The organism is Gordonia sp. LMA484, assembly GCF_058129505.1.
Window position 1 is genome coordinate 3,685,384 of record NZ_CM176700.1, and the last position, 21,470, is coordinate 3,706,853.

The 21,470-nt window shown below is 67.4% G+C and carries 17 protein-coding genes; 10 read left to right on the forward strand and 7 right to left on the reverse strand.

The features are described 5' to 3' along the window. Positions 1 to 150 precede the first annotated feature (150 nt). Together AC4AMJ_RS16255 and AC4AMJ_RS16260 are read left to right on the forward strand one after the other, a co-directional pair. Positions 151 to 1,764 carry a peptide chain release factor 3 gene (locus AC4AMJ_RS16255; RefSeq protein ID WP_489900101.1) on the forward strand — a complete coding sequence of 538 codons (1,614 nt, stop codon included), beginning with the start codon at positions 151 to 153 and terminating at the stop codon, positions 1,762 to 1,764. Positions 1,765 to 1,804: 40 nt separating this feature from the next. Next, positions 1,805 to 2,554, forward strand: a complete 750-nt coding sequence (locus AC4AMJ_RS16260) for a hypothetical protein (RefSeq protein WP_489913315.1) — start codon at positions 1,805 to 1,807, stop codon at positions 2,552 to 2,554. A gap of 10 nt (positions 2,555 to 2,564) precedes the next feature. On the opposite strand, the gene AC4AMJ_RS16265 is transcribed toward AC4AMJ_RS16260, so the two are convergent. Further along, on the reverse strand, positions 2,565 to 3,569 hold the full coding sequence (locus tag AC4AMJ_RS16265; RefSeq protein WP_489900099.1) for an enoyl-CoA hydratase/isomerase family protein: 1,005 nt from the start codon (positions 3,567 to 3,569) through the stop codon (positions 2,565 to 2,567). Between the two features lie 250 nt (positions 3,570 to 3,819). On the opposite strand from AC4AMJ_RS16265, the gene AC4AMJ_RS16270 reads away from it, so the two are divergent. The 3 genes from AC4AMJ_RS16270 (at position 3,820) to AC4AMJ_RS16280 (ending at position 7,150) form a co-directional block, all read left to right on the forward strand. Then, positions 3,820 to 5,364, forward strand: a complete 1,545-nt coding sequence (locus AC4AMJ_RS16270; protein WP_489913317.1) for an ABC-F family ATP-binding cassette domain-containing protein — start codon at positions 3,820 to 3,822, stop codon at positions 5,362 to 5,364. A 51-nt stretch (positions 5,365 to 5,415) separates the two neighbouring features. After that, positions 5,416 to 6,150 (forward strand): alpha/beta fold hydrolase, encoded by a 735-nt coding sequence (locus AC4AMJ_RS16275; protein ID WP_489913319.1) that lies wholly within the window; start codon positions 5,416 to 5,418, stop codon positions 6,148 to 6,150. A 166-nt stretch (positions 6,151 to 6,316) separates the two neighbouring features. Further along, complete coding sequence (locus tag AC4AMJ_RS16280; RefSeq protein ID WP_489900096.1) at positions 6,317 to 7,150, forward strand: SGNH/GDSL hydrolase family protein; 834 nt, start codon at positions 6,317 to 6,319, stop codon at positions 7,148 to 7,150. 98 nt (positions 7,151 to 7,248) lie between these two features. Here AC4AMJ_RS16280 and AC4AMJ_RS16285 read toward each other — a convergent pair whose 3' ends face one another. Continuing rightward, positions 7,249 to 9,075 (reverse strand): ABC-F family ATP-binding cassette domain-containing protein, encoded by a 1,827-nt coding sequence (locus AC4AMJ_RS16285; RefSeq protein WP_489913321.1) that lies wholly within the window; start codon positions 9,073 to 9,075, stop codon positions 7,249 to 7,251. A 218-nt stretch (positions 9,076 to 9,293) separates the two neighbouring features. On the opposite strand from AC4AMJ_RS16285, the gene AC4AMJ_RS16290 reads away from it, so the two are divergent. Beyond that, positions 9,294 to 10,010 (forward strand): glycoside hydrolase family 25 protein, encoded by a 717-nt coding sequence (locus AC4AMJ_RS16290; protein WP_489900094.1) that lies wholly within the window; start codon positions 9,294 to 9,296, stop codon positions 10,008 to 10,010. 1 nt (position 10,011) lies between these two features. On the opposite strand, the gene AC4AMJ_RS16295 is transcribed toward AC4AMJ_RS16290, so the two are convergent. From AC4AMJ_RS16295 to AC4AMJ_RS16315, 5 genes are all read right to left on the reverse strand, one after another. Continuing rightward, on the reverse strand, positions 10,012 to 10,947 hold the full coding sequence (locus AC4AMJ_RS16295) for a 4-(cytidine 5'-diphospho)-2-C-methyl-D-erythritol kinase (protein WP_489913323.1): 936 nt from the start codon (positions 10,945 to 10,947) through the stop codon (positions 10,012 to 10,014). Between the two features lie 119 nt (positions 10,948 to 11,066). Beyond that, complete coding sequence (gene rsmA, locus AC4AMJ_RS16300) at positions 11,067 to 11,954, reverse strand: 16S rRNA (adenine(1518)-N(6)/adenine(1519)-N(6))-dimethyltransferase RsmA (RefSeq protein WP_489913325.1); 888 nt, start codon at positions 11,952 to 11,954, stop codon at positions 11,067 to 11,069. Continuing rightward, complete coding sequence (locus AC4AMJ_RS16305; protein ID WP_489900091.1) at positions 11,918 to 13,039, reverse strand: transglycosylase family protein; 1,122 nt, start codon at positions 13,037 to 13,039, stop codon at positions 11,918 to 11,920. Before AC4AMJ_RS16305 ends, rsmA begins: the two co-directional genes overlap by 37 nt. A gap of 143 nt (positions 13,040 to 13,182) precedes the next feature. Continuing rightward, entirely contained in the window at positions 13,183 to 14,061 is an 879-nt protein-coding gene (locus AC4AMJ_RS16310) for a TatD family hydrolase (RefSeq protein WP_489900090.1), read from the reverse strand. Further along, positions 14,058 to 14,900, reverse strand: a complete 843-nt coding sequence (locus AC4AMJ_RS16315) for a PhzF family phenazine biosynthesis protein (RefSeq protein ID WP_489900089.1) — start codon at positions 14,898 to 14,900, stop codon at positions 14,058 to 14,060. The genes AC4AMJ_RS16310 and AC4AMJ_RS16315 overlap by 4 nt, the downstream gene beginning before the upstream one ends. Before the next feature lie 700 nt (positions 14,901 to 15,600). On the opposite strand from AC4AMJ_RS16315, the gene AC4AMJ_RS16320 reads away from it, so the two are divergent. The 4 genes from AC4AMJ_RS16320 to AC4AMJ_RS16335 all read left to right on the forward strand — a co-directional run bounded on the left by AC4AMJ_RS16320 (position 15,601) and on the right by AC4AMJ_RS16335 (position 21,468). Then, positions 15,601 to 16,311, forward strand: a complete 711-nt coding sequence (locus AC4AMJ_RS16320) for an HAD family hydrolase (RefSeq protein ID WP_489900088.1) — start codon at positions 15,601 to 15,603, stop codon at positions 16,309 to 16,311. Further along, a complete protein-coding gene (locus tag AC4AMJ_RS16325; RefSeq protein ID WP_489900087.1) occupies positions 16,308 to 18,659 on the forward strand; it encodes a glycoside hydrolase family 65 protein in 2,352 nt (783 codons plus the stop codon). The genes AC4AMJ_RS16320 and AC4AMJ_RS16325 overlap by 4 nt, the downstream gene beginning before the upstream one ends. Positions 18,660 to 18,721: 62 nt before the next feature. After that, positions 18,722 to 20,302 (forward strand): methionine--tRNA ligase, encoded by a 1,581-nt coding sequence (metG, locus tag AC4AMJ_RS16330; RefSeq protein WP_489913327.1) that lies wholly within the window; start codon positions 18,722 to 18,724, stop codon positions 20,300 to 20,302. Continuing rightward, positions 20,299 to 21,468 (forward strand): aminodeoxychorismate synthase component I, encoded by a 1,170-nt coding sequence (locus AC4AMJ_RS16335; RefSeq protein ID WP_489913329.1) that lies wholly within the window; start codon positions 20,299 to 20,301, stop codon positions 21,466 to 21,468. The genes metG and AC4AMJ_RS16335 overlap by 4 nt, the downstream gene beginning before the upstream one ends. The last annotated feature ends 2 nt before the right edge of the window (positions 21,469 to 21,470 follow it).

The window sequence follows — 21,470 nt, forward strand, 5'->3', positions numbered from 1 at the left end:
TTCCCCACCCCGCGCTTCCACCGATCATTCGCGCGCGCAGCTGCACGCGCGAATGGTCGGTGGCCGAGCGATAACCGAGCGCGTCCGATATCGACCACGGTCGTCCGATGAGTTTTGCCCACGCGACGGGCCGACCGGTAGCCTCGTCGGGTGAGTTCTGATGCTGCCACCCTGTCCCGCGAGGTGAAGCGGCGTCGTACCTTCGCGATCATCAGCCATCCCGACGCCGGTAAGTCGACGATGACCGAGGCGCTGGCGCTGCACGCCCGCATGATCAGCGAGGCCGGCGCGATCCACGGCAAGGCGGGCCGGAAGTCCACCGTCTCCGACTGGATGGAGATGGAGAAGGCCCGCGGCATCTCGGTCAGCTCGACGGCACTGCAGTTCAACTATTCGTCCGACAACGCCGACACCGACGTTCCCAACGTCATCAACCTCGTCGACACCCCCGGCCACGCCGATTTCTCCGAGGACACCTACCGGGTACTCACCGCGGTCGACGCCGCCGTCATGCTCATCGACGCCGCCAAAGGCCTCGAGCCGCAGACCCTGAAGCTGTTCCAGGTCTGTCGTCACCGCGGCATCCCGGTCATCACGGTGATCAACAAGTGGGACCGGCCGGGTCAGACGCCGCTCGAACTCATCGACGAGATCAGCGAACGCATCGGACTGGTCCCGACGCCGCTCTACTTCCCGGTCGGCATCGCCGGTGATTTCCGCGGCCTTCTCGATCGCCGGACCGGACAGTACGTCCACTTCACCCGTACCGCAGGCGGTGCCAAGGTGGCGCCGGAGGAGATCATGGACGGCGAGTCCGCCGCCGCGCGCGAGGGCGACGAGTGGACTGCGGCACTCGAAGAGAGCGAACTGCTCAGCGAGATGGGGCAGGACCACGATCAGGAGCTGTTCCTGGCCGGGCAGACCTCCCCGATGATCTTCGCCTCGGCGATGCTGAATTTCGGTGTGCGCCAACTCCTCGAGACCCTCGTCGAACTGGCCCCACCACCGGCCGGGCGCGACGACGTCGACGGCACCGTCCGCGAGGTCACCGACCCGTTCAGCGCGGTGGTGTTCAAGGTCCAGGCTGGTATGGACACCAGCCACCGCGACCGGCTCGCGTACATGCGAATCGTCTCGGGCGAGTTCGAGCGGGGCATGGTCGTCACACACGCCCAAACCGGAAAACCCTTCGCCACCAAGTACGCCCAGGCCGTCTTCGGTCGCGATCGCTCCACCGTCGACCGCGCCTACCCCGGTGACGTCGTCGGCCTGGTCAACGCGATGGCACTGGCACCCGGCGACACCCTCTTCGTCGAGTCGAAGGTCCAGTACCCGCCGATCCCGTCGTTTGCGCCGGAACACTTCTCGGCGATCCGCGTGACCACCGCCGACAAGTACAAGCAGTTTCGCAAGGCCATGGAACAACTCGACAGCGAAGGCGTCGTGCAGGTGCTGCGCAACGAACTGCGCGGGGACGCCTCCCCGGTCCTCGCCGCCGTCGGACCGATGCAGTTCGAAGTCGTCACGGCCCGCATGAAATCCGAGTTCAACGTGGACACCGTCATCGAGCCGCTCGGATACGCCCTGGCCCGGCGCACCGACCCCGACAGCGCCGTCGAACTCGGCCGCCAACGCGGCGTCGAGGTCTTCACACGGACCGACGGAGCTGTACTCGCGTTGTTCAGCGACAAATGGCGGCTTCAGTACGTCCAGAAGGAACATCCCGACCTCACGCTCGAACCCCTTGTCGCAACAGCGGATTGAGAGGCGTGCGGCCAGATCGGCGCGACTCCTCGTCAGGTCGATGGTCGCGGTTGCGGCTCTGATCGTGCTGTCGGCGTGCGGCTCTTCGGATACGACGGCCCCCTCGACATCCTCGACGTCGACCTCGGTGCCGGCCACCGCATCGGCCCGTCTCGACGCCGCCCGATGTCGCGAAGAGCCATCCCGCGGCCGCATCGAACGTGCCGGACACGACCTCGAATTCCGTTCCGGAACGCTGTATGTCGCCATGTCCGGGACCGGGCAGACGGCCGACGGCCGCGACCGAACCGCATCGGCTCGCGACGCCGACGTCGCCTGCTACGGCTTCAGCCGATGGGGCAACCCTGACCCGGAGGTACCTCCGGACAGTTTGTTGTTCGTGTTCAAGGGTCCGGGCACCGATGGCGCACAGGTCGAGTTCCTGGTCGGCGACCTCACGGGCGGGGTGTTGCCGCCCATCGGCGATGTCCGCCCGAAGGTGGGGCCGCTCACCGGGCCGATCAACGCCGCCGTCGGGATCTCTGTCGCCGGCACGTACTACCACTCGCCGACCTGTGCGCTGTCGATCAGATCGATGTCCGCGCAACGCGCTTCCGCGACGTTCACCTGTCCGACGGCGCCACGCTCCGATGCCGATCCGTTCGCCCCTGACGACGATGTCTCCTACGACGTCGACGAGTCGACCCCGTCGAGCGGATCCCCATCCCCCGCAGTGGGGTCCGTGCCGTCGGCGACGGCGGCCGCACCGTCGGCCGTGACGTTGTCGGGCTGGTTCGAACTGAGCCCCTGAACTGTCGTTGTCAGGCGACTCCGACGATCCGGGCGACCACCTCGGGGTCGACGTCGTCGATGGACACGGGGTCGAACCGCGGCTCGCGGTCCTTGTCCACCAACACTGCCCGCACCCCTTCGGCGAAGTCGTTGGTCGCCGTGATCCGCTCCGCCGCATACAGTTCACGGTCAAAGCATTCGTCGAGCATCGATCGCGCGCCTGCCTCGATCATGGCTGCGGTGACCCAGAGACTGGTCGGCGACGCCTGCTCGATGAGCTCGATCATCTGTGCCGCCCACTCGTCACCGACGGCGCCGCGCAGACCGCCGAGGATGGCCGAGGGGTTCTCGTCCGCGAAGTACTCGCCGACCTTGCGCAGCGGTATCGCGGACGTTGGACGATCCCGATGATCGCCGAGAACCTCCACCATCGGTGCACCGGCACGCAGCCGCTCCGCGACCCCGCCGATCTGCCTGGAATCGACGAAGTGCGTGGCCATGCCGATCTCCACGGCATCCGCACCACGGATGCGAGCACCCGTCAGGCCCAACCACATTCCCACTCCGTCGGGCAGCCGCGGAAGGAAGTAGGTGGAGCCGATGTCGGGGAAGAACCCGATCGCCGTCTCCGGCATGGCGATCATGGCCTTCTCGCTGACGATCCGGACCTCGCCGTGCACACTGATCCCCAAGCCGCCGCCCATGGCCGCACCGTCGATCACGGCGACATACGGCTTCGGGTAGTCGGCAACCAGTTGATCGAGCCGGTATTCACTCGCGAAGTAGCGGCTGACCGCCGCGTGATCGCCGGCCAGGGCGTACTCCCGGATGGCCCGGATGTCGCCGCCGGCGCAGAACGCGCGATCGCTCGCCGACGTCACCAGCACGGTGTCGATCGTGTCGTCGTCCCCCCACTCCGAGAGCACGCGATACATGTCGTCGATCATGATCTGATCCAGGGCGTTGAGAGCTTTCGGCCGGTCGAGAACGATCTCACCGACACCGTTGGCAACCGAGGTGCGAATGAACGACATGCGGCCACGTTAGCGCCTCGCCGGGTCGCCGCGGACCCTCGGCCGCGAAGCTTCGGCCACGCACCGTCGGCCCCCGGTATCGACGGAAAGGGATTGGCACATTCGACGGACTGCGCTACCGTGGTGGGGTCGTCGGCGATGCCGACTCCGTCGAATAAAGGGGAATGCCCGCATCATGAACATCTGAGGTTGGTCCCAAGCCGTCCCGTGCGCCATTGCGCCGACGCCACCCACCCTCAGGAGGCAGTTCATGTCCATGTCCCCATCTGCCCGTCCGGCACCGTCGATCACGCTGTCGCACCTCACGTTCGCGTGGCCCGACGGCACCCCGGTCGTCGACCATGTCTCCCAGACCATCTCGGACGGGATCTACGCCCTGGTCGGCGCCAATGGCGCCGGGAAGACCACCCTCCTGAGGCTCATCGCGGGTGACCTCAGACCCCGATCCGGCAGCGTCGGTGTCCGCGGCGACGTCGCCCTGGTGGCGCAACATCCCTACGACGATGGTGACGTCACGGTGGCCGAGGCACTCGGGATCGGCGAGATACGCGCCGCCATCACACGGATCGAGAACGGTTCGCTCGACGAGAACGACTTCGCGGTCGTCGGCGACGACTGGGACATCGAGGACCGGGCGATCGGCCAGCTGTCCGCACTCGCCCTGCCCACGGATCTCGATCGTCGTATCGACAGTTTGTCGGGTGGTGAGGCGACACTGCTCGCAATCGTGGCCCAGCTGCTCCGGCGACCGGCGGTACTACTCCTCGACGAACCGACCAACAACCTCGATACCAGCTCGCGCACAAGGTTGTTCGACGTCATTGCCCGGTTCGGCGGCACCGTCGTGGTGGTGAGCCACGACCTCGAGTTGCTCGAGCGCGTCGACGCCACCCTCGAGTTGTATCGCGGTGACATCCGTCTGTTCGGCGGGCCGTATTCGCTCTACCGCGCGACTCTCGAGGCCGAGCAGGAGAGCGCCGAGGCCTCGGTCGCGGCCGCCGCCAACGATCTCCGCAAGCAGCGGCGCGAGATGGTGGAGGCACAGATCAAACTCGATCGTCGCGCGCGGACGGCGGCGACCGCGGAGCGCGAGAAGCGGGTTCCGAAAATTCTCGCCCACGCACGCCGCAATGCCGCACAGGTGTCGGCCGGCAAACTGCGCACCGCACACCGCGACGATGTGACAACGGCATCCGCGCGACTCGACGCGGCCCGCGAGGACGTCCGCGACGACCGAACCGCCCGCATCACGATGCCGGCGGTCGAACTCGCCACCCGCGCACAGGTGATCGACGACGACAGGTTGCGAATCGACGGCCCGGAACGCGTCGCATTGGTCGGCGGCAACGGATCCGGCAAGACCACGCTGCTCACGAGCCTCATGTCCGCGGGCCGGGTGGTGGTGCCGTATGCGTATGTTCCCCAGCGGATCACGTTCCACGACGATCAGATGTCGATCGCGGAGGCGGTGATCCACGCCCATCCCGAGGTTCCGGTCCAGGATGTGCGAGCGCACCTGGCGCGCTTCCTGTTCCGCGGAGCTCGCGCCGATCGGGTCCTGCGCGAGCTGTCGGGTGGTGAACGACTTCGGACCGCGATGGCCATCGCACTGATCGCCGACCCGGCCCCGAAGCTCCTCATCCTCGACGAGCCGACGAACAATCTCGACATCGTCACCACCGAGGAACTCGTCGCCGCGCTGTCCGAGTGGACCGGCGCGCTCCTCGTGGTGTCGCACGATCGCGGCTTCCTCGACCGCATCGGGATCGACCGGACCGTCGACATGTCGGGATAGTTCACCGGGAGTTCGGCGATTCGGTCACCTCGGGTGGGATACTGGCGCCCGATGAGCACAGCGCGCGAAGTGTTGCCGGTCCCTGTCGTCCTCGTCCATGGACTCCGGGTCAGTGGAGCTTCCCTACACCGCATCGCCGCCGGAATCCCGGGCCGAGAGGTACGGACCCCCGACCTTCCCGGCCACGGCACCCGCGCGGACGAGACCTTCACGATGGACGGCGCGGTCCGGGCAACCCTCGACGCCGTGCGTGAGGTCGGCGAACCGGCGGTGGTCGCGGGCATGTCCCTCGGTGGTTACGTCGCGATGGCCCTGGCCGGTCGCCATCCCGAGGCGGTGTCCGGACTCGTGGTGATGTGTGCGACCGCGCAGCCGAGCAGACTACTGGCGGCCCCGTTCCGGCTGTTCGGGACCGCGACCAGTGTCCTGCCCCGGCAAGCGGCCTCGATCAGCAAAGGTCTGACGCGCCTGGCCGTGGGACAGCGGGTCGCGCACGACATGGAGGCAGGCGGGCTCGCGCTGCACTCGATTCGCGATGTGGTCGGCGAACTGTCGAGGTTCGACGCGCTCGACGAGATCGCCCGGTATCCCGGACCCGTCGAGTTCCTCAACGGCGGTTGGGATCAGTTCCGCATCCATGAGCAGCGATTTCTCGGTCTGTCGCCGAACTCCGAACTCCGCGTGCTGCCCCACGCCACCCACTTGTTCCCGCTGATCCAGCCCACCCGAACCGCCGAGCTCATCGACGATTTCGCGGTCCGATGCAACGATCTTCGACGGGTGTGAGTCGCGTCGCGAGGGCGCTCACTGCGAGGCACGGGTGTGTTCTCCCCTACAATCCTGTGGACGCGGGGTTGACCCGCGGGTAGTCGCGTCGTGAGGGGTTGCGGTGGGTCCGCGAGAGGTACGGGGTGGCCGGGGTGCCGTCCTACTGATGGTGACGATGGTCGCGATGACCGTCGTGGGTGCCGTCACAGCACCAACTGCGCACGCTGCGCCCGCATCGTCGCCGGTGCGCTACACCGGTGGGGTCTACGTCGCGATGGGTGATTCCCGAGCGTCCGGCGGTTTCTTCACCCCGACGCCCGACTACTTCCTCGGCTGCAAGAGGTCCGCTTTCAACTATCCGGCGATCGTGGCGGCCATGACGCTGCCGCGACGCTTCGTGGACACCTCCTGCGCCGGAGCGCAGGCACCGAACCTGTACCGCGCCGGACAGCGGACGGCGGCGGGTGTGAAGCCGCCCCAGCTACGGCTCGTACCGTCCGACGCCCAGGTGATCACCGTGAGTATCGGCGGCAACGACATGCGGTGGGGAGCGATCGTCTCACACTGCAACACCGCACCGTTCACCGATCGGTTCTGCCGCTCCGATCGGCGCCTCGCCGCCGAGGTCCGCTGGCGTGTCGCCCGGATGGAGAACCGGGTGACGCCGGCGCTGCGTGCGATTCGCGCCAGAGCCCCACGCGCCCAGATCATCGTGGTGGGCATCGGCGGCTTCATGGGCGCCCACGGATGCTGGCCGATGGTCCCGATCAGTGACCCCGACGTCCGGTGGATGAATCGCGTCTTCGACCGCGCCGGTGATGCGCTGCGCCGGGCGACGGCCAAGGTGAACGGCACGTTCATCGACGCCAATCGCCGTTCGGCAGGCCATGATCCGTGCAACCTGATCAACCCGTGGTATGAAAGCGCACTCTCGCGGACGATCGCCTATCCGTATCACATCAATCAGGCCGGCGCCGTTGCGATCGCCACGATGGTGAACGCCGCGATCCGGCGCTGACCACGCGCGTATCGGGTGCTGCTGGTGCTTCCGGCGCATCGGGCGCATCGGGCGCATCGGGCGCATCGGGCGCATCGGGCGCATCGGGCGCCGAAGGATCACTCGACGCGCTCGGCCGCCTCCAACCATTCCGTCTCGGCCGTCTCCTTGGCGTCGACGACCTCCTTGAGCTCGGCGTGAAGCTTCATCAGCTTGTCGGGTTCCGTTGCCGCTTCGACCAATTCGGCGTGCAGGCGCTCCTCCCGAGTGCTCAGCTGCGCGATCTGACGCTCGAGCCGATTCATCACCTTGCGCGCCTCCCGGTGTTCGGACGCACTCACCGCCGGACGTGAATCCGTGGGGGCATCGGTGCCACCCGATTGCGCGGCCGTCGAACGGCCCACCGTCGAGGCCGAAGCGTTTGCCGAGCCACGGATCTCGCGGCGGCGTTGCAGGTACTGGTCGATCCCGCCCGGCAGGTTGGTCAGCCTGCCGTCGCCGAACAGCGCCCATGTGCTGTCGCAGATCCGCTCGATCAGGTAGCGGTCGTGGCTGATCACGACGAGTGTGCCGGCCCAGTTGTCGAGCAGATCCTCCACCTGCTGCAACGTGTCGATGTCGAGGTCGTTGGTCGGCTCGTCGAGGAGCAGCACGTTGGGTTCGGCCATCAACACCCGGGTCATCTGCAGTCGTCGGCGCTCCCCGCCGGAGAGGTCGCCGACGGGTGTGCGCTGCCGGGCCGGCGTGAAGCCCAGACGCTCGGCGAGCTGGGCGGCAGACAACTCCTTGTCCCCCACCATGATTCGTGTGGCCACAGCCTCGACGGCGTCGAGCACCCGCTGGTCTTCGTCGAGGTCGTCGAGTTCCTGGCGCAGCCACCCGATCGAGACGGTCGTGCCCTCTTTGCGACGGCCCGGCGAGACGTCGACGGTGCCGGCGAGGGCACGCAGCAAGGTCGTCTTACCCGAACCGTTGACGCCGACGAGACCGATGCGTTCACCTGGTGCGAGTCGCCAGGTGAGGTCGTCGAGCAGAGTGTCCCCGGCCGGGGTGGTGATGTGTGCGTCCTCGAGTTCGATGACGACCCGGCCCAATCGGCGTTTCGCGAACGCCGACAGCGTGACCGAGTCCCGCGGTGGCGGGACGTCGGCGATCAGGCGTTCGGCCGCCTCGATCCGGTAGCGCGGTTTGGACGTGCGGGCCGGGGGGCCACGGCGCAGCCAGGCGAGTTCCTTGCGGGCCAGGTTACGTCGGCGCTCCTCGGCGGCATCGGACAGGCGGGACCGCTCCGCACGCGCAAACATCCAGTCGTTGTAGCCGCCCTCGTATTCGTCGACGCGGCCCGAATGTACTTCCCAGGTGCGGGTGGCGACGGTGTCGAGGAACCATCGGTCGTGAGTGACCACGACGAGGGCGCTGCGTCGGGAGACGAGATGCTCGGCCAGCCACTGCACCCCCTCGACGTCGAGGTGGTTGGTCGGTTCGTCGAGGATCAGCAGATCCGCCTCCGACACGAGCGCGGTCGCCAGTCCGACCCGACGGCGCTGCCCGCCCGACAGTTCGTCGACCCGCGCGTCGAGCAGGCCGTCGATGCCGATGCCGTTCAGGATGCCGCGGATTCGCGGGTCGCCGGCCCATTCGTGTGCAGCGACCTCGGGGCCGCCGACGACGACCTCGGCGACGGTCGCGCCGACCGGGAGTTCGCCGCGCTGGGTGACCGTCGCGACCCGGATGTCTCCGGCATGCGATATGCGCCCACTGTCGGGCTCGGTGATGCCGCCCAGAATCTCCAGCAGCGTCGTCTTGCCACCGCCGTTGAGGCCCACCACACCGATGCGCTGACCTTCGTGAACACCCAGGGACACCGATTCCAGCAACGGCTTGATGCCGTAACTCTTGCTGATGCGGTCGGCGTTGATCAGCGCGACCGGATTCGATGGTGCCACTCGGTAGACCCTAGCGCCTCGGCATCGGCACCCACGAACGGGCGACGTCGGACAGCGCCCCAGAGAAAGGCCAGCGCCGCCGTCGACATCATGTCAGCGGCCGCGTTGCCGAGGGCGCATTTCTGGGCTTCCTGCCTGATATCGCTCGCTCGGCGAATGACCTGCGTGGACACCGCCGATCCCCTAGCGTGGGTCGAGTGATCCTTCGTCGAGTGATCATGACCACAGCCATCGCGACCACCGTCGGACTCATCCCGGCGATGGCATCGGCACCCGCCCCCGCGGCCCCGCAGGTGGGACCCGACGTCTCCAGCCATCAGCACCCCGGCGGTGCGTCGATCAACTGGTTCGCCGTGCGTGCCGCGGGCCAACAGCTGGCGATGGTGAAGGCGACCGAGTCCACCTGGTACGTCAATCCGTACTTCGTCCCGGACAGTCTCGCGATGCGGGCCGCCGGCCTCATCCGCGGCACCTATCACTACGCGGACCCGAGCCGTTCGGCCGCGCAACAGGCCATCTTCTACGCGACCGTGGTGCTCGGCCAGAACGGCATCCTCGACCTGCCACCGGTCCTCGATCTCGAGCATTCCGGCGGTCTCGGTCCACGAGCTCTGGCGGCATGGGTGCGGGAGTTCTTCGCGGTACTCGAACCGCTGACCGGCCGCAAGACCATCCTGTACACCTACCCGCAATTCTGGAACACCGCGATGGGCGCTACGCGTGAGTTCGCCGACCATCCGCTGTGGATCGCGTCCTACAACGGCCGCGGTGCCCCGCAGATGCCGCGCGGCGGCTGGCGGACCTGGACGTTTTGGCAGTTCACCAGTTCCGGCTGGTTGCCGGGCGTGCCCACGCGGGTGGATCTGAGCCGGTACAACGGCTCGATCGCGGCGTTGCGCGCCTACGGCAACGCCATCAACGTCTTCGGCAGCTGACTCACTCCGTCATCACACGGGCACCGGGCACCGGACCGCTCGCGGTCCGCACTGCCCGGGCCACGCCGGCACCCGACAACTCCGCCGCGACGTTGACCGCCGACGTCTCGTCGGCACAGAGGAACGCGCAGGTCGGCCCGGAGCCGGACACAATCCCGTTGAGTGCCCCGGCGTCGATACCCGCTCGCAGCGTCCGGCGCAGCGTCGGCTGCAGGCTCAGTGCGGCCGGCTGAAGATCGTTGTGCAACAGCGGCGCGACGACCCGCGGATCACCCGAGGTGAGCGCCGACATGAGGGCGTCCGGTCGTTCGGTGACGATCTCGGTGTCGGACCGGTTCTCCCGCAACCGGTCCAGTTCGCGATAGACGGCCGGTGTGGACAATCCGGACCGAGACATCGCCAGCACCCAGTGGAACTCGCCGCGCGCCAGGATCGGCATGAGCTTCTCACCACGACCGGTGCCCAATGCCGTTCCTCCGTGCAGGGCGAACGGAACGTCGCTGCCCAGACCGGCGGCGATCTCGGACAACTCGGTGCGGTCCATGTCGAGGCCCCAGAGATTGACGGCGCCGACCAGGGCGCCGGCAGCGTCCGCGCTCCCACCCGCCATTCCTCCGGCCACCGGTATGCGCTTGGTGACATCGATGGCGACCCTCGGCGGTCGGCCGCCGCGCAGCGCCACCTCCTTGACCGCACGCACCGCGAGATTCGAGTCGTCGGCGGGAACCTCGGCGGCCCCTTCGCCCTGTGTGGCGATGTGCAGTTCGGTGGAACGACTCAGCCGCACGTCATCGCACAACGACAACGCCTGGAAGACCGTCACCAGGTCGTGATAGCCGTCGCCGCGGAGCGGGCCCACACCGAGGTACAGGTTGACCTTGGCCGGGACCCGCACGGTGACTGCGTCGGACACCACCGACAACGACGTTCGAGACACAGGAATTCAGCGTAATCGACGCACGATGAATGCTCTGACCGTGCCGACCGGCGAGGTTGGCGTGTGGTCCGCCGACCGGACCCGACGGCAGAGGTCTCGGCCCCCGCCAGTGCGCTCGGCTACTCCACTGTCGCGAGCCGGACGAAGGCGTCGACGTCGAGGCGTTCACCACGCACACCGGGGTCGATGCCGGCGGCGCGTAGGCGGCGTTCGGCCTCGGCGGCGCCTCCGGCCCAGGAGGCCAGGGCCGACCGCATGGTCTTGCGGCGCTGCGCGAACGCCGCATCGATCACCGCGAAGACCTTCGCGCGCAACACGGGGTCGTTCGGGTAGGTGTCGGTGCGATCGACCCGCACCAGTCCGGACTCGACTTTCGGCTCGGGCCAGAACACATTGCGCCCGACCGCACCGGCGCGCCGAACCGCACCGTGGTAGCGCGCCTTCACGCTCGGGACGCCGTAGACGCGGCTACCGGGACCGGCGGCGAGACGGTCGGCCACCTCCGCCTGCACCATCACCAAAGCGGTTGCGATATTGGGGAGTTCGCCGAGCAGATGAAGGAGGACGGGCACTGCGACGTTGTACGGCAGATTCGCGACGAGCGCGGTCGGCGCCGTGGGGAGATCGTCGCGTCGCACCGACATCGCGTCGGCGGTGACCACCTCGAAGGAGGCCGCCTGGCCGGGCGCGAAGTCGGCGACGGTCTGTGGGAGCCGCCCGGCGAGCACGGGATCGATCTCGACGGCGATCACCCGTCCAGCGGTGCCGAGAAGGGCCAGGGTCAGCGAACCGAGCCCTGGGCCGACCTCGAGCACGACATCAGCGGGCCCGACGCCCGACTCGGCGACGATACGGCGCACGGTGTTGGCGTCGTGCACGAAATTCTGGCCGAGCGTTTTCGTCGGCCGTACGCCGAGTTCGTCGGCGAGTTGACGGATCTGCGCGGGCCCGAGGAGCCGCGGCGCGTCGCTCAGCGCAGGCCCAGCTTCGACGAGCAGGACGGCCATGCGCCCCACCCCTGAGCCGCCTGGGTCTTCTTGGCGATCGCGATCTGCTCCTCGCGGCTGGCCAGGTCGGGACGCGGCGCGTACTCCAGGCCGCCCCACCGGGCCCAGGTGTTCTGATCGAACTGGACGCCGCCGTAGAAGCCGTTGCCGGTGTTGATGGCCCAGTTCCCGGTCGCCTCACACTGCGCGAGCTGGTCCCACACCGAGCCGTCCGGCACGAACGGCGCACCTGCCTTGGTACCGACCTTGACGGTGGCGGCGATCGGTTCGGTGAGCACCTCGGAGTCGAGCTTGTCGCGCTTGACGACCTTGCCGTTGACCATGGTGATCGAATAGGTGACCTTGGCCTCACCCGGCTTACCCGGCTTTACCACGACCTTGCGGTCGCGCACCAGCGTCGGATCCTTCTGCTCGATCTCCGGCGGCGCGACGTCTTCGGTGACGGTGCTGTCCATGGAGCGGATACGGGTCACCGTGATCTTCATGTTCTCGCTCACCGGGGTGTCGGCGGCCGGGGTCACCTTGTCGTCGCCGCCGAGGGGCTTGCCACTCTCGGCGAGCAGTTCACCGACCGTCTTGGCCGCGAGCACCGGACGGTAGGTCGTCACACCGTCGGTGAGGACCACACGCTTGGGTGTCGCGACATCCACGACGGCGCCGTCGACGGGCAGAGCCTTCGTCTTCGGGAAGTTGGTGTCGCTCGCACTGTCGGTCAGTCCGCGTTCGGCGAGGAACTGCTGGAGGTCTGTCGCGGTGGTCTTGACCACCTGGCGTCGACCGTCGACGTCGAGAGTCACCTCTTTGAGTCGGTTGAACGTGATCGTCTGCCCATCTCCGACACCCGCGTGCAGCGGCGGCGACACCTGGTCGCCGGATTCGGGGTCGAAGCCCTGCGAGCGGAGCACGGAGTCGACCGACAACGCCATGGTGGAGACGTGGTGGACCTGGCCGTCCACGTCGACCTTGACGTCCTTGTGGACGACGACGCCCATGATGCCGCCCGCGGTGAGGGTGGCCAGCACGGCGCCGACGGCGACGCGAGCGCGCGTGGACTGCGACTGGTTGATGCGAGCGAGAACAGACAAAGATCTACATCCTGATCGGGGACACGGGCCTCCGCACTGCGACAACAAGCGACCCCTGAGCCCCCCGGACTACACAGCCCAATCTGGCCGGAATCGCTGCCCCCACGGCAGCGGGATCACAATACGATAACGAACAGGGATGATTACTGCAAAGGCAGCTGATACGCGCGTCGCGCATTGGCCCCGAGAATGCGGGCCATCGCCACGTCGTCGATACCGCGCACCTCCGCCAATGCCCGGGCGGTGTACGGCAGGCAGTATGACTGATTTGGCTGGCCACGATAGGGATGCGGCGTCAAGAACGGCGCGTCGGTCTCCACCAGGATCTGCTCGTCCGGCACGATCTCGGCAGCCGCCCGCAATTCTGCCGCGTTCGCGAAGCTGACCGTGCCCGCGAAGCTCAACAGATAGCCCCGCTCGATACATTCGCGTGCAACGTTTTGGTCACCGGAAAAGCAGTGCATGATCACGGTCTCCGGCGCCGTCTGGGCAGCCAGGATGTCGAGCAGATCACGGTCGGCCTCGCGATTGTGGATCATCAGCGGCTTGCCGACCCGCTTCGCCAGGTCGATATGCCAGCGGAACGCCTCGGCCTGCACCTCGGGGCTCGCGCAGGATTCGGACTTGCCGGGCCAGTAGTAGTCCAGGCCGGTCTCTCCCACAGCGACCACGCGCGGATCGGTGACCATCTGTTCGAGTTCGGCCTTGGCGGCGTCGTCGAGGTCGCCGGCATGCATGGGGTGCAGCGCCACCGCGGCAAACGCGCGCTGATCCCACCGCGCCGCGTCGACCGCCCAGCGTGCGTCGACCATGTCGTCCGCGACCGTGACGACCTGATCGACGCCCACACGTGCCGCGTGATCGAGGATGTCGCGGACCGATTCGGGATCCCGCCCACCACAGGCGGCGAGATGCGTGTGGGAGTCGACCAGACCGGCCAGCGGCGTCGGGTCCGGCGGCGGCTCCCGACGACGACGCTTGCGCGCGGCCTTGTTGCTCTCGGTCTCCGCTGTCTGACTCACAGCACCACTGTGCCAGCGACGACCGTGACCGTCGCACCCCCCACCCAGATGTCGGTGCCGTCGTCGACGACGTGAACCCGCCCCGATCGGCCGAGTGCGGTGCCCTGCGCGGCGACGTACGACGCGGGCGCGAGTCCTTCCTCGCGGAGCCAGACGGCGATCCCCGCATTGAGGCTGCCGGTGACCGGGTCCTCGGCCACCCCGAGACCGGGCGCGAACGCGCGGACCTCGAATGCGACGTCGGGCTCGCCCGGCAGGCCGCCGTCGTAGGCGCCGATCAGTCCCACCTCGTAGGTGCCGAGCGCCGCCATATCGGGTTGGACCTCCACCACCCGATGGCCCGATGCCAACCTCAGCACCATCCAGTCGGGCCCGTTGGCGACCCATTCGGCCGCGGAGACCTCGTCGGTCGTCAGCCCGAGCGCCCCGACGACCTCACGCACGACCGCTTCATCGACCGCCCCGGATCGAATCCGCGGCGGGGCCGCGAACGCCAGCCGCTCGCCCTCGGACCGGAGCGGCACCAGCCCGACGCCGCACTCCTGGACGATCCGCTCCCCCTTGGGCGACCCCCCGGCGGCCAGCCACGCGTGTGCCGAACCCAGGGTCGGATGTCCGGCGAAGGGCAATTCCGCCGACGGGGTGAAGATCCGCAGACGGTAGTCGGCGTCGGGATGCGTCGGAGGCAGCACGAAGGTCGTCTCCGAGAGGTTCGTCCAGCGGGCGAATGCCGCCATCTGCGCATCATCGAGGCCTTCGGAGTCGATGATGACGGCCACCGGATTTCCGGCGACCGGGATGGAGGAGAAGACGTCCACTTGTGCGAATCGGCGAGTCATCGGTCCATCTTCTCCGGAGACCTTCGAGCGGCCAATCCAATTTCCACACGGCGCCACCGAATCCTGTTCCAGGTGCGACATCGGAAATCTGGTACTGTGCGTTCTCAGTTGACAGCGGGATCACAGTCACGGTCGGGGTGACTGTGCACCGACGACGTCGGCATGTCGGACCGGCGCGGCAACGCATACGCGGTATCTCGAAGTTGTCTGGGCCACAAAGAATCAGGCACCGACCCGCCGATGCCGCGACGGGTCGGCCTCGGCGGGGCATGGCAGCGGCGAGGGTCGGATGCGGAAATGTCGGTGACGCAGACTGTTTCGACGCCGTCGACGGCGTCGTCACATGGCCCGATCGTGGCGTGACCTGGACGACGGGCTCGCCCCCCGCGCGGTTGAGGACTCCGTGCTCCACCGGCCTCGCGCCCCTTCGCGACCCCCGCGCTGGGACCCGAGGCGGTCGCCGGCCTTCCACGCCTGATCGAAATCCTGAACTCCGGTGACACCGCTGCGATCCGCGATGAGGTGCACGCCGGTTCACCGAGAAACGTGATCGCCCGCTCGCACAACAGGAGTGGATCAGGTTCCGGAAGCACGATGCCGGCGTCACCGATGATCGACCGCACCGGCGCCGACGCGGCAGGCTCCTGTCAATCCCGCGCACGCCGCGCCAGCCGCCCTCCGGACAGGTAGCGTTCCCCCTGTGTTGGGTTTGCCAGATGCCATATCGGTCGCACTCTTCGATCTCGACGGCGTGTTGACGTCCACCGCGGTCCTGCATCGCCATGCGTGGAAAGAGGCATTCGACTCCTTCCTCTCCCAGCGGGATCCCGAGGGCTTCACCCCGTTCACCGAGCAGGACTACCTCGACTACGTCGACGGTCGTCCCCGCGACGACGGGGTTCGCGCATTCCTCCACTCGCGCCGGATCGATGACGTGTCCGAGCAGACGATGGCCGCCATCGGAGACGGAAAGAACAAACAGTTCGTGTCGACCCTGGAAGCCGGGGGTGTGGATCCCTACCCTGGTTCGGTGCGGTACCTGGAGGCCGCCCGCGAAGCCGGCCTGCGCATCGCGGTCGTGACGTCGTCGAAGAATGGAGCAGCCGTGTTGGACGCCGCCGACCTCACGAAATTCGTGGAGGTGAGGGTTGATGGTCTCGACATCGTCGCCAAGGGCTTGCGTGGCAAGCCCGCGCCCGACTCGTTTCTGTTGGGCGCCGAGCTGATGGGTGTGGAACCGGCGCAGGCAGCGGTCTTCGAGGACGCCATCTCCGGTGTCGAGGCGGCGGTCGCCGGGAAGTTCGGCTACGTCGTCGCCATCGATCGGGTCGGCGGCGGACAGGCTGCCGCCATGGCCGCCGCAGGCGCCGACCGCGTCGTCAACGATCTCGACGAGCTGGTGTCCGCATGAGCCCGGGCGCGGTGGAACACGGTTTCGACATCCACCCCTGGCAGCTGCGTTGGCGCGGACTCGATGTCGACATGCTCGGGCGCACCGAGACGCTGTTCGCCCTCTCCAACGGGCACATCGGGCTGCGGGGCACCTTCGAAGAGGGTGAGCCGGTCGATCATCCCGGGACCTATCTGAACGGCTTCTACGAACTGCGCGGTCTGCCCTACGCCGAAAGTGGCTACGGTTACCCCGAATCCGGCCAGACCGTGGTGAACGTCACCGACGGCAAGATCATCCGGCTGCTCGTCGAGGACGAGCCGATGGATCTGCGGTACGGCCGCACCGTGGAACACGAACGAACCCTGGACTTCCGGACCGGGACACTGCGGCGTCACACGCTGTGGACCTCGCCGACGGGCCGGACCGTCCGGATCCGCTCCGAGCGTCTGGTGTCGTTCACCAAACGCACGATCGCGGCGATCCACTACGAGGTCGAACCGATCGGCGAGGACATGAAACTGGTCCTGCAGTCCGATCTGCTGGCCAACGAACCGGTGCCCGCACCGGGGAACGACCCCCGTCTGGCCGCAGCCCTGGACCAGCCGCTGGTCTCCGACCTCGCCGCGTGCCGCAACTATTGGGGCATGCTCGTCCACCACACCAAGCAGTCGGGTCTGCACGTGGCGGCCGGGATGGACCACGAGATCGAGTTCCCCGACAAGGCCGATGCGTTCATCCGCGCCGACGCCGACCTGGCCCGACTCACCGTCGCCGCGAATGTGCCGGTCGGCAAGAAGCTCACGCTGACCAAGTACATGGGCTATGGATGGTCGGCACGCCGCTCGGTGCCCGCCCTACGCGCCCAGGTCGACGCGGCCCTGGCCATGGCCATGGAAACCGGCTGGGAGGCACTGAAAGCCGACCAGATCAGCTATCTGGAAGACTTCTGGCGCGATGCCGACGTCGAACTCGACGGCGATCCGGAGCTGCAACAGGCGCTGCGCTTCGCCCTGTTCCACGTGCTGCAGGCCGGCGCCCGAGGGCAGTCACGGGCAATCCCGGCAAAGGGACTGACCGGCCCGGGATACGACGGCCACACCTTCTGGGACACGGAGAGTTTCATCCTCCCGATGCTCACCTACACCGTGCCCGCGGCGGCCGGTGAAGAACTCCGGTGGCGGCACGCCACGATGGACAAGGCGAAGAGCCGCGCCGCCGAACTCGGGCAGCGCGGGGCGATGTTCCCGTGGCGCTCCATCAACGGCGACGAGTGTTCGGGCTACTGGCCCGCCGGCACGGCCGGGGTGCACGTGAGCGCCGACATCGCGAACGCCACGGCCCGATATCTGCGGGCCACGAACGACGAACAATTCGAGACCGAATGCGGCCTCGAGCTGCTCGTCGAGACGGCACGGCTGTTCGCCGGCCTCGGCCACCACGATGTCAACGGCAAGTTCCGCATCGACGGCGTCACCGGCCCCGACGAGTACACCGCCGTGGTGAACAACAACGTCTTCACCAATCTCGCAGCGCAACAGAACCTTCGGGATGCGGTGGCGGCGGTACACCGCCGTCCCGATGTGGCGCGTGAACTCGGGGTGACGGATGCGGAGGCCGCGCACTGGGAGTCCTGTGCCGACGACATGTCCATCCCGTACGACGACGCGCTCGGGGTGCATCAGCAATGTGAGTCGTTCACCTTGCTCGGCGCCTGGGACTTCGAGTCCTCCGTGGGCCGGTACCCACTGCTGCTGAACTATCCGTATTACGACCTGTACCGCAAACAGGTGGTCAAGCAGGCCGACCTCGTCTTCGCGATGTACATGTTCGGCGATGCATTCACACCCGAGCAGAAGCTGCGCAATTTCGACTACTACTACCCGCTCACGGTGCGCGACTCGTCGCTCTCGGCGTGCTGCGAGGCGGTCGTCGCCGCCGAGGTCGGCTACCTCGACCTGTCATATGACCTGATGTGTGAGTCGGTGTTCACCGACCTGCACGATCTGCACAACAATGTCTCGAGCGGACTGCACATCGCCGCACTGGCGGGCGCATGGACCGACTGCGTGGCCGGGTTCGGTGGAATGCGCGACTTCGGCGGGAAGATCACCTTTGCGCCGCGGCTGCCGAACCGACTGACCTACCTGTCCTTCCGGATGGCTGTCGGCGACGCCAAGATCGTGGTGGCGATCGACCGGTCGAGTGCCACCTATCGCCTGCTGTCGGGCCCGGGAATCGACCTCGCCCACCATGGCGAGAAGTTCCACCTGGACTCGACCCCGGTGACCAAGGAGATCCCCGAGTTGGTCAAGCGTGAGGCGCCGAAGGCGCCGCCGGGATGCGAGCCGTATCGCCGCTTCGACTGAGCATGCCGAACACGGGTGTGCAATCCGTGCACGGCGGTCCACCAAGTATCCTTGGCGACACTATGCCCGACGACTCGACGCGCACCGTATCCGCTGATCACGCCTCGCACGGCGCAGGCGAACCGTTCTACCTCACCACAGCCATCGCGTACCCCAACGGCGCACCCCACATCGGTCACGCCTACGAATACATCTCGGCGGACGCGCTCGCCCGGTTCAAGCGGCTCGACGGCTACGACGTGCGATTCCTGACCGGCACCGACGTGCACGGGCAGAAGATGCAGCAGACAGCGCAGGCCGAGGGCATCGATACCGCAGACCTGGCCAACCGCAATTCGGACCGTTTCGAGACGCTGCAGCGACGCCTCGGGTCCAGTTTCGACCGGTTCATCCGGACCAGCGACGCCGACCACAAGCGTGCATCCGAGGCGATCTGGCAGCGCATGTTCGATGCCGGCGACATCTACCTCGACACCTACTCCGGCTGGTACGACGTCCGCGACGAGACCTTCTACGCCGAGGCCGACACCACGGTCGACGACGACGGCAACCGCGTCGCCGCCGACAACGGGCACATCGTGACGTGGACCGAGGAGCAGACGTACTTCTTCCGCCTGTCGGCCTATCAGGACAAACTGCTCGAGCTCTACGAGACGCGCCCGGAGTTCCTGCGTCCCGATGTGCGTCGCAACGAGATCGTCAGCTTCGTCAAGGGCGGTCTCACAGACCTGTCGATCTCCCGTACCACCTTCGACTGGGGTGTCCCGGTCCCGGGCCACCCCGAGCACGTCATGTACGTGTGGGTGGACGCGCTCACGAACTATCTCACCGGCGTCGGATTCCCCGATGACGCCGCGTCATTCGACCGGTTCTGGCCGGCGGATCTGCACATCATCGGCAAGGACATCATCCGGTTCCACACCGTCTACTGGCCCGCGTTCCTGATGAGTGCGGCCATCGAACTCCCCGACCGTGTGTTCGCCCATGGCTTCTTGTTCAACAAGGGCGAGAAGATGAGCAAGTCCGTGGGCAACGTCGTCGACCCGAACGCGCTGATCGACGAGTTCGGCCTCGACCCGGTGCGGTTCTTCTTCCTGCGCGAGTTCTCCTACGGCCAGGACGGGTCGTACTCCACCGAGGCGATCATCAGCCGTATCAACGCCGACCTCGCCAACGAGTTCGGCAATCTGGCGCAACGCACCCTCTCGATGATCGGTAAATACTTCGGCGGTGCGGTGCCGACACCCGGACCGCACACGCCCGAGGACACCGTCCTGCTGGACAAGGCCGCCGCCCTGTTGCCCCGGGTCCGCGAACATTTCGACGTCCAGGCGATCCACCTCGGGATCGAGGCGATGTGGTCGGTGCTCGCCGACACCAACCGCTATATCTCGGCCCAGGAACCGTGGAAGCTCGCCAAGACCGACCTCGACCGGACCGCCACGGTGCTCCATGTGTGCGCCGAGGTGGTCCGCATCGTGGCGCTGCTGGCACAGCCGGTGATGCCCGAGTCGACCGGCCGCATGCTCGACCTGCTCGCCGTCGATCCGGACCGCCGTCAGTTCGTGGCCGTCGACGACCGCCTCGTCGCCGGCACCGAGCTCCCGAAGCCGAGTCCGGTCTTCCCCCGCTACGAGGCGTGACCACCCCGGCGCTCGACGTCTTGCGTGCACTGCACGCACATACCGTCGCGGCCGGACTGCCGCCACCCGCTGCGCTGATCGGCGACTGGTGGGACGCCGACGCGGTGATCGCACCGTCGATCCACCTACGGCCGGGCTTCGCGCCGCCCGACGCCCCGGACCGCTTCTGGTTCGGATATCTGGGTTTCCCGGTGCGCGCAGGCGAATCGTCGTTGCCCGCGGCCGTCGGTGGGCTGACCGACGAGATCGTGATCCTGCGGGACGGGCAGTGGCACCACGAGCACGTCGACGGATCGCCCTGTGCACCATGGATTCAGCGGTCGCTGAGCAATCCCCTTCCACCCGGGGACACCCGGTGGTCCGCGAAATGGGTTCCGCCACCGCGTGAGCCACATCTGGATGCGATCGGGAAATGCCTGGAGGCCATCCGCGCGGGCGAGGTCTACCAGGCCTGCGTCTGCACCGGGTTCACCGGCGAGATCGGCGGCGACCCGATGGAGTTCTTCGGCGACCTCACCGCTTCCACTCTTCCTGCGAAATCCGCCTTTCTCCAAGGAGATTGGGGGTCGGTAGCCAGCTTCTCACCAGAATCTTTCCTGCGGCGGACCGGAAACCTGGTGTCGTCAGCGCCGATCAAGGGGACCCTCCCGGCAAGTGAGGACCCCGAGACGCTGGCCGCGTCGGCAAAGGACGTTGCGGAGAACGTCATGATCGTCGACCTCGTCCGCAACGACCTGGGACGGGTCGCGGTCACCGGATCGGTCCGGGTGGCAGATCTGTTGACGGTGATCCGCGCGCCCGGTGTCTGGCACCTGGTGTCGCGCGTGGAGGCCATCGTCGACCCGGCCGTGGGCAACAACGAGTTGCTGCGCGCGACCTTTCCGCCCGCCTCGGTGACCGGCACACCGAAACTGCGCGCCATGACATTGCTCGCGCAGTGGGAGACCCACGCGCGCGGCGTCTACTGCGGGGCGATCGGGATGGCCGGTCCGGGCCAGGGTCTGGATCTCAACGTCGCGATCCGCACGGTCACGGTGACCCCCGACGGCGCCGCGACCCTGGGAGTCGGCGGTGGTATCACCATCGATTCCGATCCCAGTCGTGAATGGCAGGAATGCCTCGACAAGGCCGCCAGCATCGTCGGCGCCGACGTCCCCCATTCGTAGGA